This window comes from Zhongshania aliphaticivorans (assembly GCF_001586255.1).
Lineage (GTDB): Bacteria > Pseudomonadota > Gammaproteobacteria > Pseudomonadales > Spongiibacteraceae > Spongiibacter > Spongiibacter aliphaticivorans.
In genome coordinates this window covers 1341101-1357134 of record NZ_CP014544.1, presented here as the reverse complement: position 1 = coordinate 1357134, position 16034 = coordinate 1341101, and the positions used below count along the sequence as shown (strand labels likewise).

The 16034-nt window shown below is 52.1% G+C and carries 15 protein-coding genes; 1 reads left to right on the top strand and 14 read right to left on the bottom strand.

From position 1 onward, the window contains the following. Nucleotides 1-16 precede the first annotated feature (16 nt). The 3 genes from AZF00_RS05975 to AZF00_RS05965 form a co-directional block, all read right to left on the bottom strand. Nucleotides 17-454 carry a DUF2721 domain-containing protein gene (locus AZF00_RS05975; protein ID WP_008246951.1) on the bottom strand — a complete coding sequence of 146 codons (438 nt, stop codon included), beginning with the start codon at nt 452-454 and terminating at the stop codon, nt 17-19. Nucleotides 455-484: 30 nt separating this feature from the next. Continuing rightward, complete coding sequence (locus AZF00_RS05970; protein ID WP_008246949.1) at nt 485-850, bottom strand: Rieske (2Fe-2S) protein; 366 nt, start codon at nt 848-850, stop codon at nt 485-487. Nucleotides 851-955: 105 nt separating this feature from the next. Beyond that, nucleotides 956-1420, bottom strand: a complete 465-nt coding sequence (locus AZF00_RS05965; protein ID WP_008246939.1) for an Lrp/AsnC family transcriptional regulator — start codon at nt 1418-1420, stop codon at nt 956-958. Nucleotides 1421-1737: 317 nt separating this feature from the next. Between AZF00_RS05965 and leuA the strand changes: the two genes are divergently transcribed. Further along, on the top strand, nt 1738-3414 hold the full coding sequence (leuA, locus tag AZF00_RS05960) for a 2-isopropylmalate synthase (protein WP_008246937.1): 1677 nt from the start codon (nt 1738-1740) through the stop codon (nt 3412-3414). Nucleotides 3415-3531: 117 nt separating this feature from the next. Here leuA and AZF00_RS05955 read toward each other — a convergent pair whose 3' ends face one another. From AZF00_RS05955 to flgG, 11 genes are all read right to left on the bottom strand, one after another. Further along, entirely contained in the window at nt 3532-3972 is a 441-nt protein-coding gene (locus tag AZF00_RS05955) for a DUF2802 domain-containing protein (RefSeq protein ID WP_008246934.1), read from the bottom strand. 18 nt (nt 3973-3990) lie between these two features. Beyond that, the gene (locus tag AZF00_RS05950; RefSeq protein ID WP_008246931.1) at nt 3991-4722 is read right to left on the bottom strand and encodes an RNA polymerase sigma factor FliA; all 732 of its coding nucleotides are present in this window, start codon (nt 4720-4722) and stop codon (nt 3991-3993) included. Further along, nucleotides 4719-5558 carry a MinD/ParA family protein gene (locus AZF00_RS05945; protein WP_008246929.1) on the bottom strand — a complete coding sequence of 280 codons (840 nt, stop codon included), beginning with the start codon at nt 5556-5558 and terminating at the stop codon, nt 4719-4721. The genes AZF00_RS05950 and AZF00_RS05945 overlap by 4 nt, the downstream gene beginning before the upstream one ends. Nucleotides 5559-5676: 118 nt before the next feature. After that, the gene (flhF, locus tag AZF00_RS05940) at nt 5677-7074 is read right to left on the bottom strand and encodes a flagellar biosynthesis GTPase FlhF (protein WP_008246920.1); all 1398 of its coding nucleotides are present in this window, start codon (nt 7072-7074) and stop codon (nt 5677-5679) included. Between the two features lie 24 nt (nt 7075-7098). Next, nucleotides 7099-9135, bottom strand: a complete 2037-nt coding sequence (gene flhA / locus AZF00_RS05935; RefSeq protein ID WP_418112973.1) for a flagellar biosynthesis protein FlhA — start codon at nt 9133-9135, stop codon at nt 7099-7101. Between the two features lie 596 nt (nt 9136-9731). After that, entirely contained in the window at nt 9732-10925 is a 1194-nt protein-coding gene (gene flgL / locus AZF00_RS05930; protein ID WP_008246917.1) for a flagellar hook-associated protein FlgL, read from the bottom strand. Nucleotides 10926-10994: 69 nt separating this feature from the next. After that, complete coding sequence (gene flgK / locus AZF00_RS05925) at nt 10995-12884, bottom strand: flagellar hook-associated protein FlgK (protein WP_008246914.1); 1890 nt, start codon at nt 12882-12884, stop codon at nt 10995-10997. A 19-nt stretch (nt 12885-12903) separates the two neighbouring features. Continuing rightward, complete coding sequence (locus AZF00_RS05920; protein ID WP_008246912.1) at nt 12904-13347, bottom strand: rod-binding protein; 444 nt, start codon at nt 13345-13347, stop codon at nt 12904-12906. Between the two features lie 13 nt (nt 13348-13360). Continuing rightward, a complete protein-coding gene (locus tag AZF00_RS05915) occupies nt 13361-14491 on the bottom strand; it encodes a flagellar basal body P-ring protein FlgI (protein ID WP_062383340.1) in 1131 nt (376 codons plus the stop codon). An 11-nt stretch (nt 14492-14502) separates the two neighbouring features. Next, complete coding sequence (gene flgH / locus AZF00_RS05910; protein ID WP_008246908.1) at nt 14503-15207, bottom strand: flagellar basal body L-ring protein FlgH; 705 nt, start codon at nt 15205-15207, stop codon at nt 14503-14505. 27 nt (nt 15208-15234) lie between these two features. After that, nucleotides 15235-16020, bottom strand: coding sequence for a flagellar basal-body rod protein FlgG (gene flgG, locus AZF00_RS05905; RefSeq protein WP_008246907.1), 786 nt, complete (start codon nt 16018-16020; stop codon nt 15235-15237). Between the last annotated feature and the right edge of the window lie 14 nt (nt 16021-16034).

Genomic DNA, 16034 nt, shown 5'->3' with positions numbered 1-16034 from the left:
CATGGTGTATTACCCTTTACGGCCCGTTAAGCATAATCCGTGTTGCCAACTGAATTTCGCGCAAAAATCCCGTTAACGCAAATATCAAAAATACCATGGCAAACACGAATAGCGCCGCAACCACCAAGCTGCTATTCCACTCCATTACCGCGCTAATAAACAACATGGCAATGACCACACAAACCAACAAAGCACTGGTGGTACTAAAGCCAATAGAGCGATGTACCACGCGAGCGCGCCGCGTTAGCATGGCTAATTCTTCGTTCACCGCCACACCGCGCTCAACGCTAAGTGACTCCAGGCGATGATGCAAAGAACGGCTGCGATCAATAATTCGCGCTAAACGATTAGTGAGTACATTGAGAATACCGCCGATACCCGCGAGTAAAAAAACCGGGGCAACCGATTGTTGAATCGCATGGGCGATGGTGACTACTTCAATTTCTACTGCCATGAAGGACCTTAATTACACGCTTAAAGAAATTCACACATTCACAAAAACTTGTTCGCCTTCGCACTCTACTTTAAAGGTATTGAGGGCTTTTGGGGCTTTACCAAGGGCGATTAACTTATGCGTCCAGCCCGGCATGGGCATGCCGATGAAGGCATTTGTCCAGTCGATATTTTCGCCTGTTAGTAAATTAAAGCTAGAACCATGAAACGGACAGGTCACCGCGCCATCGCAAATTTTACCTTTGCCCAAGGGCAAGCCAAGGTGTGGACAGCGGTTTTCTACCGCGCAGATCTGGCCATTCACTTTGGTTAACAATACTTTGGCGCCGCCCAAGGTTTTGTTTAAGAAGGCGCCCTCTTCGATCTCATCAAGATTTGCTGCAAAAATTCGTTCCATTTCTGTGCTCCTTAGAATTAATCAAACAGTATGTTCAACCCCAGCGCCGCCTTCAGCCTTATCTTATATAGCCAGCAAACAGGCCCCAGGCGGAGTTAATCGTCATTACAGCAAGGGTAAGGCAGTCTTACTCACTGGCGACTTCATAACAAAACTGGAGTGTACGCCGGTGACACCATCAATTCGAGTAATCTTATTTAATAGCAAGGCCTGAAAGCCATCCATATCCGCCACAATGACTTTGAGCAGGTAATCGGCCGCCTGGCCAGTGATTAAATGGCACTCTAAAACCTCGGCACACGCGGCCACATGGCGCTCAAAATTTTCAAACCGTTCAGGGGTGTGCCTGTCCATACTGATATGAATAAACGCCATGAGATTCAGACCGAGCGCTCGCGCATTGAGCAGGGCCCGATAACCGGCCAGCACCCCGCTCTCCTCTAGCCTACGCACCCGTCGCAAACAGGGTGACGGCGACAAACCAATGCGATCTGCTAGCTCTTGGTTGCTGAGTCGGCCATCGGCCTGTAGGGCTTCTAAAATCCGCTTATCATAGGCGTCTAACTTCACAATAAAATCACCACATCCGTATTTATGAGCATAATATGCCAATAAAAATTAAAACTCAGCAATTATTAGCACATTAAACGTCTTTTTAACACTAAGTTCGCAATCACCTGCTGCGCCGCTATCTCTATACTGGGAACCGTGAAGTTACCCCTTCACAGTTATCGCCAGCCAGCTTGCAACACCCCGCAAACTGAACACGCGACCAAGCTCTTACACCACAAGAGTGAATGAAAACGCCCGGCCTCGCCGGGCTTCAATACCAAAACATTCGCAGCCAAATCTTCGCACGCGCTTACTTAAAGGAATAGAGATCCATCATGGCCGACTTTAACCACCGCAAATACCGCGCGACACCGGCAATTGTCATGACTGACCGCCAGTGGCCCAACAACACCATCAGCCAAGCGCCCCAGTGGTGCTCTGTGGACCTTCGTGACGGTAACCAGGCCTTGGTTGAACCCATGACGGTACAGCAAAAATTGCGGATGTGGGATTTGCTGGTCAAACTCGGCTTCACCCAAATTGAAGTGGGTTTTCCCGCCGCCTCTCAGCCCGATTTTGACTTTGTTCGCGCCCTAATTGACGGTGATCGCATTCCGGATAATGTCACGGTTCAAGTCTTAACCCAGGCAAGGGAAGAATTAATCGCCCGCAGCTACGAGGCTCTTAAAGGCGCAAAGCAAGCCATTATTCACGTTTACAATTCCACCAGCCCGGTGCAGCGCGAGCGGGTATTTGGCTTGGAACGCGACGGGATAACGGCGATTGCCGTACAAGGCGCGCGCTGGGTAAAAGAATATGCAGCGCGCAATCCCGAAACAAAGTGGTCGTTTCAATACTCGCCAGAAAGCTTCAGCAGCACCGAAGTCGATTTTGCGGTTGAAATCAGTGACGCGGTTATCGCCGAGTGGCGTGACACCGGCGCGCCAATCATTATTAATCTGCCCGCCACCGTCGAGTGCGCCAGCCCCAACGTATTTGCCGACCAAGTGGAATGGTTTTGCCGCCACACGCAGTATCGCAAAGACATTACCGTGTCGGTTCACACCCACAATGATCGCGGCTGTGGCGTTGCTGCCGGCGAGCTTGCGGTCATGGCCGGTGCCGACCGAGTTGAAGGCACCCTACTGGGTAATGGCGAGCGCACCGGCAATATGGATATTGTCACCATGGCCATGAACCTTTACAGCCAAGGCGTAGACCCAAAACTGAACTTAGCCGACATGGACGAGATCATTGCCGTTGTTGAGCACTGTACAACGATACCCCTGCACCCTCGCCACCCCTATGCCGGTGAGCTGGTATTTACTGCGTTTTCAGGTAGCCATCAAGATGCCATTCGCAAGTGCCTAGGCAAGCAGAGCGAAAACGAACCCTGGCAAGTCGCGTATTTACCAATAGACCCCGCTGACCTTGGGCGCAGCTACGAAGCCGTGATTCGCATTAACAGTCAATCAGGTAAAGGCGGCGTGAGCTGGGTACTGGAAAACGACTATGGACTGCAACTACCGCGCTGGCTGCAAATCGACGCCAGTCGGGCAGTACAGGCTAAGGCCGAGGAAATTGCCGGTGAAGTTAGCGCCAAGCAAATATGGGAACTGTTCGACGAACACTATCTGCAAACAGCGCGCGACACCGAATTAAGTCATTTCGCCATTAGCCAAAACAATGCCGAAAACCACGGCCAAGATCAATTGAGCCTGAGCTTTAAATACCAAGGCAAAGAAATCGCATTACAAGGCCACGGCGATGGCGCGATCAGCGCGCTGGTCAACGCCTGGCAGCAGGAATTTGGCGACAAAGTAGAAGTGCTCGACTACCGCGAACACGCACTAGACACCGGCACCGCCTCTCAGGCTGTAGCCTATGTACATCTGTCGATCAATAATCAGCGCTACATTGGCGTCGCCATGCACCGCGATGTGGTTACCGCGTCATTGCAGGCAGTGCTAAGTGCAGCGAGTCAGGCAGTGGAGCAAGCAAAAGCCGCTTAAAAGCGGGTCGGATGTCCGGCGTCTGACGTCGGACGAAAGTCAAAAAATTGAAGTATGATGGAAGTGAATTGCCTTTTTAGCGTCAGACTTCCGACGCCAGACGTCCGACTCACAAACTCAATGCGCCTTCTGATACAGCATCGTAATCAAATCCGCTTCTGACGCAGAAATACCGCAGCGCTGAGCAAGTTCTTGGGCGCTAAGGCCTGTATCCGCAAGGCCAATGGCCTGCTGGTAAAAGCGTACATCTTTTTTGTCAGCATCTTGACGCTGTTGACGAGAGCCGATCATTTCCAGGTATTCCTCTAGCGCGGTAACGCGCTCACCCAATAGGCTCATCGCAGAGTTTTGAAACTCAATTTTTTTCTCAAGCTGGGCAATTTTATCATCCGCCGTCGGCGCTTGCGGGCCGTCTTCGGTGCTGGTTCGCCGAGATTTCAGTGCAAATAATAATAAACCCACACCGACGACACTCAGCAGCAAGCCGAGCAGCGACGCCTCGCCCAAGCTACCAAACCAATTACCAATTAAAGCGGAAAACTGATGATTCGTATCCATAATATTCACTCCGCAAGGCTAGCTTGCCGTCCAGTCGGTAAGTCGACTTTTTAAGCGCACTATCGCTTGGCTATGAATCTGACATACCCGTGACTCGCTAACGTCCATAACCTCACCGACTTCTTTGAGGTTTAAACCACTGTCGTAATACAGCGCCATGACCAGCTTTTCGCGCTCGGGCAGGCTATTAATATGGGTCGCGAGGGCCTTCTGAAAATCATCTTCTAATACATTTTCTAGTGGGGCGTAGCGATCGTCACCGCCGCCGATGTCAGCGGGTTCCTGCTCGCCTTCGCCAACTTGCTCCAAACTAAATAAGCGTACTGAGCTGGTATCGCGTAACAGTTCATGGTATTCATTGAGGGAAACCCCCATTTCTGCAGCAATATCTGCGCTTCCCGCTTCGCGCCCTAGACGAGCCTCGGTGCGGCGCACCGCCTCGGTCATTTCGCGCAACTGGCGAGTTACTGAGCGCGGCGCCCAGCCGCTCTGGCGCATTTGGTCAATCATGGCACCGCGAATACGAATACTGGCGTAGGTTTCGAAACTCGCGCCTTTATCGGCCTGATAGTGGCTACCCGCCTCGAGTAAACCGATCATCCCGGCCTGAATCAAATCGTCTACCTCAACACTGGCGGGCAGACGGCTAACCAAATGATAGGCAATCCGCTTTACCAAAGGCGCATGTCGGCTAACGAGGTCTTCGCGACTGCCGTTTTGAACATCGAGGTAAGCGGCGTGACCGTTCACATTGGCACTCCCGCCGTAGACTCTGCAGTACTTGCATTACCAAACATTCGGTCAACAAAAAATTCAATATTGCCACTCGGTCCGGCGGGCCCCTCCCACTTATCGACGGTCTCCGCCAACTTGCGAAAGGCGAGTGAAGATTCAGCACCAGGATACAAGTCACTCACGGCCTGTTGCCGTGAGTCGGCCTTTATTAAATAGGGGTCGCGAGGAATAAACCCGGCAAACTCTAGACTAACGTCTAAAAAACGCCGTGCCACTTCGTTAAGTCGCTCAAAGCCATCGCGGGCTTGATCATGACTGTCCACCATATTGCGCAATACTTTAAACCGCCGAATACCCGCGTCACGATTCATAACTTTAATCAGCGCGTAGGCGTCGGCCATGGACGTTAGCTCATCAGTAACAACCACCATGACATATTGGCTGGCGCGACAAAAAGTCACTACGCTATCGGAAATACCAGCGGCAGTATCGACGATTAATACGTCGTAATCGTCCTTTAATTCACTGAGCGAACGAACAATGGCGGCGTGTTGGTCGGTACCCAAATCTGCCATTTTCTTGACTCCCGACGCAGCCGGAATAATCGTAATACCCACTGGTCCTGGAACGAGAATATCTTGAATTGCACATTGGCCATCCAACACATGAGACAAATTCCATTTCGGACGCAAACCCAGCATGATATCGACGTTTGCCAAACCTAGGTCTGCGTCCATCAACAGTACACGGCGGCCACGACGCGCTAATTGACAGGCTAGATTAACCGAAACATTGGTTTTACCCACCCCACCCTTACCACTGCTTACCGCTATTACTTTTACTGCGCTCATCTAATTATCATTCTCCCGTAAACAACATCGCAGCTTATTTTAGGCCCGTACCGGCAAAAATACTCTACGCATAAGCCCGCACTAAACCTGAATTTCCAAGCACATCTGTCGGGCGCCGTTACACCCGTAAACTCAAACCACCCCGCACAGCCATTGGCGCAATATTTGCGTTTTGCTGAGCAGCCTCAGCGAGCGCAGGTTGATGCTCAATTTCTGGCCCGCGCTTTAGCTCAAAGGCCCGCGCCATGCGCACCGCCATGTTCACAAGTTTAGCACCATCCGCCGCAGACAGATTTTGTGGAACTTTGGGGCCATTGGCACACCACGCCACCGGCAGGCGATGTTGAATCAAGTTTGAAATCACCCCCCCCAAGCGCATAGCCTCATCGATGCGCGTCACAATTGCGCCCAGTGGTGCCAGTGGCGCATAGGCATCAATTATCTCGCTTTGCACATAGGCCTCTGCGTCGGCTGGCACGGTGACAAACACTTGCACATCTTGCATAGCCCCAGTCAATTGCTGCAATTCATTTATACCTCGGCTGTCGCGAAAGGACATGCCGGCGGTATCGATCAAAACCAATTTTTTCTTGCGCAAAATGCGATAGGTTTTAACCGCCTCTTCGAGGTCGACTGCCGTATGCACTGGAATTTGCAAAATACGACCATAGGCTCGAAGCTGCTCCTGGGCGCCCACTCTAGCGACATCCGTCGTCAATATCGCAATGCCGTCGCGACCATGAGTTAAGACGTGCTGGGCGGCTATTTTAGCGATGGTTGTGGTTTTACCTGCGCCTTGGGGGCCTACCAGGCACACTGCACCGGCGCTGGCTGGCGTCATGGTTGGCAGCTGTTTGATTAGCAGCATTTTGAGAATTTCACGCTGTAGCGCATCGCTCTCGTCCCCCGGTATCTCTGCGCATAAGCGACGCCCTAAGCTGGGGTCTAAATCCAAACTGGCCAAATAAGTGTTCAACTCACGCTGCTCTGGCGCCTTATAACTGGCTTGCTGCCAATTGTGACCCTTGAGCTGATCCATCAGCATGGATTTCATCGACGACAATTCTTGTTTAAGGGTAAGTAATTCATCTTTTTGCGACCACGCCAGCTGGGGACTCTGACTCGCTTGCGGCGCAGTGGTCTCACTTTGGTGATGCTGGGGTGCACTCACGCCAAGATTTTGGCGTTCAGCCATCGGCAGCTCGGCCGATGCTGTCGCCTTCTTTTGGCGATCAAATAAGGCATCGAGCGCCGTGCGCTCTCGGCGTGGCGCTGGGGCCTGCGCCGGTGCAAACTGTTGGGTAATTTGTCTGGCCATCTGCTGCGCGGCAGTTTCAGTCGGCATATTTTGCGACGGCGCCATCATAGAATCGCTGCTGTCATCAAGGCTTACAACCACCTCGACCCCGCCATCTATAGTATGAAAATCCAGAATAACCGCATCTGGGCCGTGGGCAGCTCGCACTAAGCGCATGGCTTGCTGGCTGTCGGCAGCACGATATTTCTTTACTTGCATACTCATTCTCCTACAAGCCGCGTTTTACGCTAAGCGCGCCTGTTGCCCAATGGTAGACAGCAAACGCACCTGCTTGCTATCTGGTACCTCGTTATACGACAACACCGATAAGCCAGGAACACTACGCCGGGTAAAGCGCGATAACCAAGCCCGTATCGACGGTGACACCAGCACTACCGCAGGCTGACCTGATAACTCCTGACGATGGCTGAAATCGGCCAATTCATTTTGTAATCGCTCCGCAATACCGGGCTCCAAACCAACCGCACCAGAACTGCCTCTGAGCATATCTTGCAACAACTGTTCCAGATCAGCATCCAGCGCAGAAACCGGCAATTCATCATCTAAGCCATTGATTTCTTGAACAATCATTCGCCCCAAAGCCACTCGAACACCCTCCAATAATTCGTCAGGGTTCTTGCTACGCGGTGCCTGCTCCGCCAAACTTTCGGCGATCATTCGTATACTGCGGATCGAAACCCCCTCTTTTAGCAAGTTCTGCAGAACCCTAACCACAATACTGAGCGGCAATTGTTTGGGCACTACATTCTCTACCAAGCGAGGATCCGTTTTGGCTAATCTATCTAAGAGCTGTTGCACCTCTTCATGCCCCAATAATTCGTGCGCGTGCTGTTTAATCACTTGACTGAGATGAGTAGCGATAACCGTACAGGGATCAACCACCGTATAACCCATGGTTTGCGCCTGATCGCGCTGACTAGAGTCAATCCAAATTGCCTCCATACCAAAGGCCGGGTCTTTCGTGGTCGCGCCCCGTAAGCCGGGCTGAGCGCCGCCGGGATTAATTGCCAAGTCTTTGCCAACCTGAATATCGCCCTGGGCAATGGTGTCGCCCAATAGCTGAATGCGGTAACTTCCTGGTGACAGCTCCAAATTATCGCGGATGTGAACCGGTTGAATCAGAAAGCCCAAATCCTTAGAGAGTTTTTTACGTACCCCAGTAATCCGGCCGATTAATTCCCCGCCTTGATTGCGGTCTACCAAGGGAATTAGGCGATAGCCCACTTCCAGGCTCACCACGTCCATATGCGTCACTTCATCCCAGCTCAATTCGCTGGGTTCGCGGGGCGCCGCTGCCACGTCTTCACCCGACTCCTCGTCGGCTACAAATTCCTGGGCATTTTTCTTCTTATTTTGCAGCCACCAGCCGCTGCCACCACAAGCTGCAGCGAGCATTAAAAACACCAAATTAGGCATACCGGGAATAACGCCAATTAAGGCCATTAAGGTCGCCGACAAATACAAGACATTGGGATTGGCAAACATCTGGCTAGCCATCTGCTCGCCCATATTCTGGGGACGCGAAATACGAGTAACAATAATCGCCACGGCGGTCGACAGCAGCAAGGACGGTAGCTGCGCCACCAAACCGTCACCAATCGTCAACAAGGTATAATTATGCATGGCCTGATCAAAGCTCAGACCATGCTGGCTCATGCCCACACCCAGGCCACCGATAACATTGATGAACAGAATCATAATGCCAGCAACGGCGTCGCCGCGCACAAACTTGCTGGCACCGTCCATAGAGCCGTAGAAATCCGCTTCAGTGCGCACTTCTTCCCGACGCCGACTAGCCTCTTCCTGATTTAATAGCCCCGCATTTAAATCCGAGTCGATAGCCATTTGCTTACCGGGCATCGCGTCTAGGGTAAATCTGGCGGTGACTTCTGACACACGGCCCGCGCCCTTGGTGACCACCACAAAATTAATAACAACCAAGATAATGAAAACGACAATACCGACAACATAATTGCCGCCAATAACAAATTCACCAAAGGACTCAATTACTTTACCCGCCGCGCCGGGACCAGTGTGGCCTTCGAGCAATACCACTCGAGTTGAGGCGACATTCAGTGACAAGCGCAACAAGGTCGCGAGCAGCAATACCGTCGGGAATACCGAAAAATCAATGGGCCGTTCGACGTAAATCACCGCCAGAATAATGACGAGCGACAGGGCAATATTGAAGGTAAACAGTAAATCGAGCAGAAATGGCGGCATTGGGATAACCAGCATCCCGAGGCACGCAATAAGCATGACGAGCACGCCAACGCCACTACTGGCAACTTTCTCCAGCCAGCCATTCCTTGCAATAGTTTGTGTCGCTGCTGCCATACCCACTCTCTTTAAGATGGATTTCTCAGCGCGCAAAAGCGCCAAAATTTCGTCGTTACCGGGAGTAATTGCAACAACAGGGCCAACTTGCGATATAGGAGGAAAAGCGCTACTAAGCAGTATATTCAAACAACAGCGTGAAAGCCGCTCCCAGACAGCCACGACTAAACCGGTCACCCCTGCAAAAGCTGGAGCCCAGTCAAGTAACAGAGTGAAGGTCGCGCCCATTGCGACGAATTCTCGCCTAGGCAGCCACAACAAAACCGGTCACCCTGCGAAAGCTGGGGTCCAGTCAAGTAACAGAGTGAAGGTCACGCCCATTGCGACGAATTCTCGCCTAGGCAGCCACAACGAAACCGGTCACCCCTGCGAAGGCAAGGGTCCATCTCAGCAGGGGCAGACCTGTCACTTACGTATTAATGCTAGCGAACGCAGATATAATTCCAAAAGCAGTATTGGCCAGACCCTACTTAGCGTCGTCCTTCAAACATCTCGACCGGGATGCTGACCGTTAGCCTCTACAAGTAATTAAACAAGGACAAGCCCTGTACCTTACTAAACGCTTGCTGGGCGGCCTGCAATGCCGCTTGCTGCTGGCTGAAGCGTGAAATAGCTTCCGCATAGTCTAGGTCATTCACTAAGCTTAGATTCTCGGCGATTTGCAGGCTGGCGCCAGCATTAATATCGGTTTGCCGCTCGAGTGACTGCAGGCGCGAGCCTATGCCGGTTTGCTTGTTAATCAAGTGATCCATCGCCTGATCGATATTGCTAATCGCGGTATTAATTTCACTGTTTTGCAAGGCGCGACCACTATTGCTATTGCGCGGTGTTTCTAGAGAGACTGCCAGCGCCTCGACCATGGAAAACAAATCTTGGCGCTGGGCGGGCGCGATGGTGAATTCGTCACCGGCAGCCGCAGGTCCTTTAATTTTAACCGACATCCCGCCTACGCTAATATCACCACCATCTTGGTAGGCCGCACTGCTGACCACGGCGCCGCCAGCATTAAGCACCTCGTATTGACTTGAGCTGGTAAAACGAACGGTAAAGGTTTCGCGATTAAACTGCCCCAGGTCGGTGACGCTACCAGCGTCAATCACTGCGCTCCCTGTATTGGCAGGGTTACTTCCGGTTTGAAATTTGCCATTGCCATTAAGGATATTCATAAACACTTCTGAGCCGGGGTCGCCATCTGGCAGACTGCGCGCGGGGCCAACTTGCAATTGACGCTGACCATCGTCGCCGTTATACACATAACCTCCCGCCGTTTTGGAAAAGGGTGAACTACCCTCTTGGTAGCCGGCGAAGATAAAATGACCGCTGCTGTCTTTAGTGTTGGCATAGCTGAGTAAATTATCGAGCTGTTGACGCAGTTCAAAGGCAATGGACTGACGCGACTCATTGCTCTGAGTGGCGTTATTGGCTTGCACCGACAACTCCCGCACCCGCTGCAAAACGTCGACACTATTACTCACAATACTCTCTTCTAAACGCAGCCTACTGTCGAGGAGGTTGCCATTGCGCTCGTATTGTTCGGTTTTTTCTTTGGCCCGGGTCAACTCAAGACTGCGCACGCTACCAACGGGGTCGTCGGAGGGGGTGAGAATTTTTTGGCCGGTGGCAACCTGCAACTGGGTTTTAGACAGTTTGGCCTGCTGGCTCAACATGCTATTAACCCCATTGGCATATAGCTGACTGGTGGAGATTCTCATACGTCTACTCTCTGTGTCATATCCGCTACACTGCGTCTGGCCTCATTTAGTGAGGCATTAGCGCCTTATTTAACGAAACGCACTCATCAGGTTCTGAAATAAATCATTGGCAATGCTGGTGGCCTGAGCAGCGGCTTGATAGGCCTGCTGAAATTTAAGGAGGTTGGCGGCCTCTTCGTCTAAATTCACCCCTGACACACTCTCGTAGCGCGCTCGGGTTTGACTCAGCAAGTTTTCTTGGGATTGCTTATTAATCTGCGCACTACGCGTAGCCACTGCGATATCGCCAACCAAACCATTAACTGCGTCTTGTACACTAACCGTGCCGCCATTAAGAAGCTTGAGGTTTTCAGCACCCGCCAGTTTTAGAATATTGCGGTTGTCGCCCACGGCATTGGTATTGGCACCGATAAAAAATTGGTCGCCCGCAACGGGGCTGCCATTAAGCACAAATTGATTGCCGTTAATATTCAGCTCAGCGCCCGGCGTATAACTAAAGCTACCGCTGCCATTAATTTGATACGTGGTGGCCGTCAAAAATTCAATATCAACATTATCCAACAAATTGGGATTGCCACTGTCAACGATATTGGTCTGACTAATACTGCCTGAACCAATATTATTGCTACCGCTTAAACTGCGGGTGGCAGCCGCCGCCGCGATGGCAGCAGGGTCGGTTAGCGCAAGTTTTAATCCGGCGGCAGCGCCCTCAGTGGGCCGCAATACAAATTGGTCACCCGCCGCCGCGGGACCATTTAAGCTAAATTGCACGCCTTTATATTCAAATGGGTCAGCGACACTGCCAGTGCCCGTTACACTGCTAAGCTGCGCGCCATTGGCCTCATCAAAAAACGACCAGTTTGTGCCGTTAAAACGCATTAATACATTATTGCCAGTCACCTGGGACAGGTCGGAGATTTGCGCCGTCATTTGCGTGGCGCTGGTATTGTTTAGGCTGCGATGTACGACCGGATCCGGCACCGAGAACAGATCGCCGCCCTGGTTACCCCGTAAATCAATACCCGCGCGGTTTTGCTCGTTCATGGAGCTGGCTACTGCCAAGCTAATACGACCCAGTTCATTGCGAGTTTCATTCAGCAGGCCGTCACGGAAGTTCAAACTGCCGCCCAAACTGCCGCCACTGAGACTGCTGCTAATCACCGCCTGACCACCACCCATGTCCATGGCGACTTCAATTCGGCCGGGTTCAAAGACATTCGACACCGCATTCATTTTTATGGTGCGCTCACCTAGTACCAGTGCTTCGCCATTGCCAACAAACACACTTACCGTGCCGTCGTTTTGCTCAACCGATTTAATGCCAATTAATTCATTGAGTGACAACAGCGCCTGATCCCGCTGGTCTAACAAATCATTTGGGGTAGTGCCGAACTTGCCTCTGGATTCGCTGATGAGCAAATTAATATCGGCAATTTGAGTGGCCAAATCATTGATATCGCTTACTGAGGTACTAATACGCACATTCACTTCGCGACCAAGGCTGTCGAGCTGGGCCGACAAATCAGCGAAGCGGTCGCCGAGGCCCTGGGCCTCGGCCAACATCAGTTGCCGAGATGAGATAGAGGATGGGTCGTCGGCCACGCCTTGAATACTGTTGTAATAGCGCGACAAGGACGCGCCCAAACCCAAATTGGGATCGGCCAAAGCGTTATCTAATTGCGAAGCCAGCTGATAGCTATTATTCACCGCCGAGAACGCCGCCTGCGCACTGCGTAACTGGCCTGCGGTGAAATTATCGTATACCCGGCTTACCGAGGACACTTTTACCCCGGAACCAATCGTGGTGTTACCCAGCTGTTGCGGTACTCGCGTGGCAAAATCAACCCGCTGACGGCTATAACCCTCAGTGTCAGCATTGGCAATATTGTGACTGGTGGTGGCCAGCGCGCGCTGATACGACACCAGTGCCGACAGGGCATTACCTAGCATGTCACCCATGTGTTACCCCTTAATTCATTTACAGTTTATCGGCAGACAAACTGAAATCTTGAATACTGCTATTGTGGCTTTGCTTGCTAAGCTGTTGCAGCTTGCTGCGCAAGGCTGCGCCCTCGCCACTCATACCCGACCCGCCACTATCTGCGCTCTTTGCGTTAGTAGCGGCAGTCGGCCCCCGTAACTGCGCCGAAATTGAGTCGGCCATGCCAATCCCGCCCTGCTCAGCAAGGGTGACCGACAACTGGCTGTCGAGCATTTCTTCATACATTTTGGTGCTTTCATCAGAGAACAAGCCGCCCTCAGGCACACCAGCGCGCATGCTTTTTAACATCATTTGCAAAAACAGCGCTTCAAATTGCTTGGCAACAGGGGCAATCGCCTCTTCGGCATTTTCGGTGGCGTCTTTACGCAAGGAGGCCAAACCTGAAAAGTCGTGGTAATTGCTACTGGCTTTAACGTCCATTGCCGTGCTTCCTTTAAATCACTAACAGCTCGGCGCGCAAGGCACCGGCTTGGTCTAGGGCTTCAAGAATGGCCACCAAGTCGCTGGGCGCCGCACCCACTTTATTAATGGCTTTAACAATTTCTTCTAGGGTCACCCCGGCATCCAGTAAAAACATTCTCGAGCCAGTTTCCTGCACGTCGATACTCGACTCTTGCGCCGCCACGGTTTGACCGCCACTAAAGGCGCCGGGCTGGCTAATATCAACCCGCTCGGTAATCGATACTGTTAACGATCCGTGAGTCACCGCCGCAGGCATAACCCGCACATTGCCACCAATAACAATGGTGCCCGTGCGGGAGTTAACCACCACCCTCGCAATCGTCTCGGCGGGCGTAATTTCCAAGGTCTCCAACATCGAAATAAAGGTAACACTGCGGTCGGCATTGCTAGGGCCGAGTACTTTAACAGTGGCGGAATCCATGGCACTGGCGGTGCCGGCACCAAATTTAGCGTTAATTTCTTCTACCAAGCGGTGAGCGGTGGTGAAATCAGCTTTCTTTAAATTCAGCATAATTTCACCGTTAGATGACATCGCGCTCGGCGCCGCCCGCTCGATAATCGCGCCGTTTGGTATGCGGCCTGCACTGGGAATATTCACCGTGACTCTAGAGCCATCGCTGCCCGATACGCCCAAACCGCCAACCAGTAAACTGCCTTGTGCCACTGCGTACACTTGACCGTCTGCGCCCATCATCGGCGCCATCAACAAACTACCACCGCGCAGACTGGCGGAATTACCAATGGACGATACGGTGACATCCAAGGTTTGGCCCGGTTTGGCAAACGCCGGCAAACTGGCGTGCACGGTAACCGCCGCCACGTTCTTAAGTTGGGGATTCACATTGTCGGGAATACGCACACCAAAGCCGGTGAGCATATTGCGAATACTTTGAATGGTGAATTGCGCCTGGCTGGTTTGATCACCCGTGCCACTTAGGCCAACCACCAAGCCATAGCCGACCAATTGGTTGTCACGTACACCAGCGACGTTAACAAGGTCTTTTACGCGCTCAGCTTGGGCCAGCGGCGCGATAGCGAACAGCGCAATGCTGCAAACAGCGGCGATTTTGCGCAAGCATGAATTTGATTTAAATACTGACATTGCAGCCGTCCTCAAAAGGGTGACAACACAGACTGGAACAAACGTCCCAGCCAACCCATGGAATTTGCGTCGGCCAACGCACCTTTGCCGCTATAGGTAATGCGCGCATCGGCGACCTTGTAAGACGGTATGGCATTATCTGCGCCGATGTCTTCGGGACGGATAATGCCTTTTATGCGAATAAACTCTTCACCTTGATTGATGGTGACCCACTTCTCGCCCCGCACCCGCAAACTGCCGTTGCGCAGTACTTCTGACACGGTGACGGTAATACTGCCGGTTAAGCTATTGCTCTGAGTACTACTGCCCTTGCCTGAAAAGTCCTGATCCGACGACACCCCAGTGGTTAATATCGGCACGCCATCACTCGTTACGCCGCGACCAAACAAGGTCACGGTTGGCACTGAGATATTGCTCTCTTTGCCGGTGGCAGTGCTGGATGACTTACTGGCGTCGGTTTTCTCTTCTAAGGTGACGGTAATAATATCGCCAACCTGACGGGCTCGACGGTCAACAAATAAGGTCATGCCGTAACCTGAGCGGTAAATAGAACCCAAATTTTGGTCATCGTCTGGCGCCACCGAGGGCGCTGCCGATTCGTAATCAGCAGAGCTGTCTTTGGCAGGCGCCGATGAACACGCCGACAGCAATGCCACCATCAATACCGCAATGGCAGTACCCAAACGATGACGACCTTGTGTCTGTTGAATATTCATAAGCACTATCCTGCTCTAAATCGTGAATTAAAGATTATTATTCACGTACTGCATCATCTGGTCGCTGGTGGCGATGGCCTTGGAGTTCATCTCGTAGGCGCGCTGGGTTTCGATCATATTCACCAGTTCTTCCACTACGTTGACGTTAGAACCTTCAAGGGCGCCTTGCTGAATACTGCCCAGCCCGCTCAAACCCGGCGTGCCGGTTTGTGGCGAGCCGCTAGAAGCCGACTCCATATACAAGTTTTCGCCGCGGGCTTGCAGGCCCGATGGATTCACAAAGTCGGCGAGCTGAAAGCTACCCACCTGCACTGGCGCAGCGCCACCAGCCAATACCGCGCTGACTACGCCATCGGAACCAATGGTGATGCTTAAAGTGCCCTGGGGTACGGTCATACCCGGATCAACCACGTTACCGGTATTGGTCACAATCTGGCCCTGGTCGTCGAGCTGAAAAGAACCGTCGCGGGTGTAGGCAATACTGCCGTCAGGCATTTGTACTTGGAAAAAACCCTTACCTTCAATAGCAACATCCAATGAGTTATTGGTCTGATTCAAGGTGCCCTGCTGGTGAATTTTTTCGGTAGACACAACGCGCACCCCAGTACCAATATGCATACCGCTTGGTGAGCGAGTTTGCTGAGAAGTCTGGCCGCCCACTTGACGCATATTTTGGTAGAGCAAGTCTTCAAAAGACGCTCGATCCCGCTTAAAGCCGGTAGTATTGGCGTTCGCCAAGTTGTTACTGGTTACTTGCATCCGGGTTTGTTGGGCATCGAGACCCGTTTTAGCGACCCATAATGATGAATTCATAAATAACCCCTTGT

Bases quoted from the DNA above. Each gene is read 5' to 3' on its own strand.
- AZF00_RS05920 (WP_008246912.1), bottom strand. From the start codon at position 13,347: ATGGACGTTAAAGCCAGTAGCAATTACCACGACTTTTCAGGTTTGGCC.
- flhA (WP_418112973.1), bottom strand. From the start codon at position 9,135: ATGCTTATTGCGTGCCTCGGGATGCTGGTTATCCCAATGCCGCCATTT.
- AZF00_RS05955 (WP_008246934.1), bottom strand. From the start codon at position 3,972: ATGGATACGAATCATCAGTTTTCCGCTTTAATTGGTAATTGGTTTGGT.
- AZF00_RS05945 (WP_008246929.1), bottom strand. From the start codon at position 5,558: ATGAGCGCAGTAAAAGTAATAGCGGTAAGCAGTGGTAAGGGTGGGGTG.
- flgK (WP_008246914.1), bottom strand. From the start codon at position 12,884: ATGGGTGACATGCTAGGTAATGCCCTGTCGGCACTGGTGTCGTATCAG.
- AZF00_RS05970 (WP_008246949.1), bottom strand. From the start codon at position 850: ATGGAACGAATTTTTGCAGCAAATCTTGATGAGATCGAAGAGGGCGCC.
- flgG (WP_008246907.1), bottom strand. From the start codon at position 16,020: ATGAATTCATCATTATGGGTCGCTAAAACGGGTCTCGATGCCCAACAA.
- AZF00_RS05915 (WP_062383340.1), bottom strand. From the start codon at position 14,491: ATGTCAGTATTTAAATCAAATTCATGCTTGCGCAAAATCGCCGCTGTT.
- flhF (WP_008246920.1), bottom strand. From the start codon at position 7,074: ATGCAAGTAAAGAAATATCGTGCTGCCGACAGCCAGCAAGCCATGCGC.
- AZF00_RS05975 (WP_008246951.1), bottom strand. From the start codon at position 454: ATGGCAGTAGAAATTGAAGTAGTCACCATCGCCCATGCGATTCAACAA.
- flgH (WP_008246908.1), bottom strand. From the start codon at position 15,207: ATGAATATTCAACAGACACAAGGTCGTCATCGTTTGGGTACTGCCATT.
- flgL (WP_008246917.1), bottom strand. From the start codon at position 10,925: ATGAGAATCTCCACCAGTCAGCTATATGCCAATGGGGTTAATAGCATG.
- leuA (WP_008246937.1), top strand. From the start codon at position 1,738: ATGGCCGACTTTAACCACCGCAAATACCGCGCGACACCGGCAATTGTC.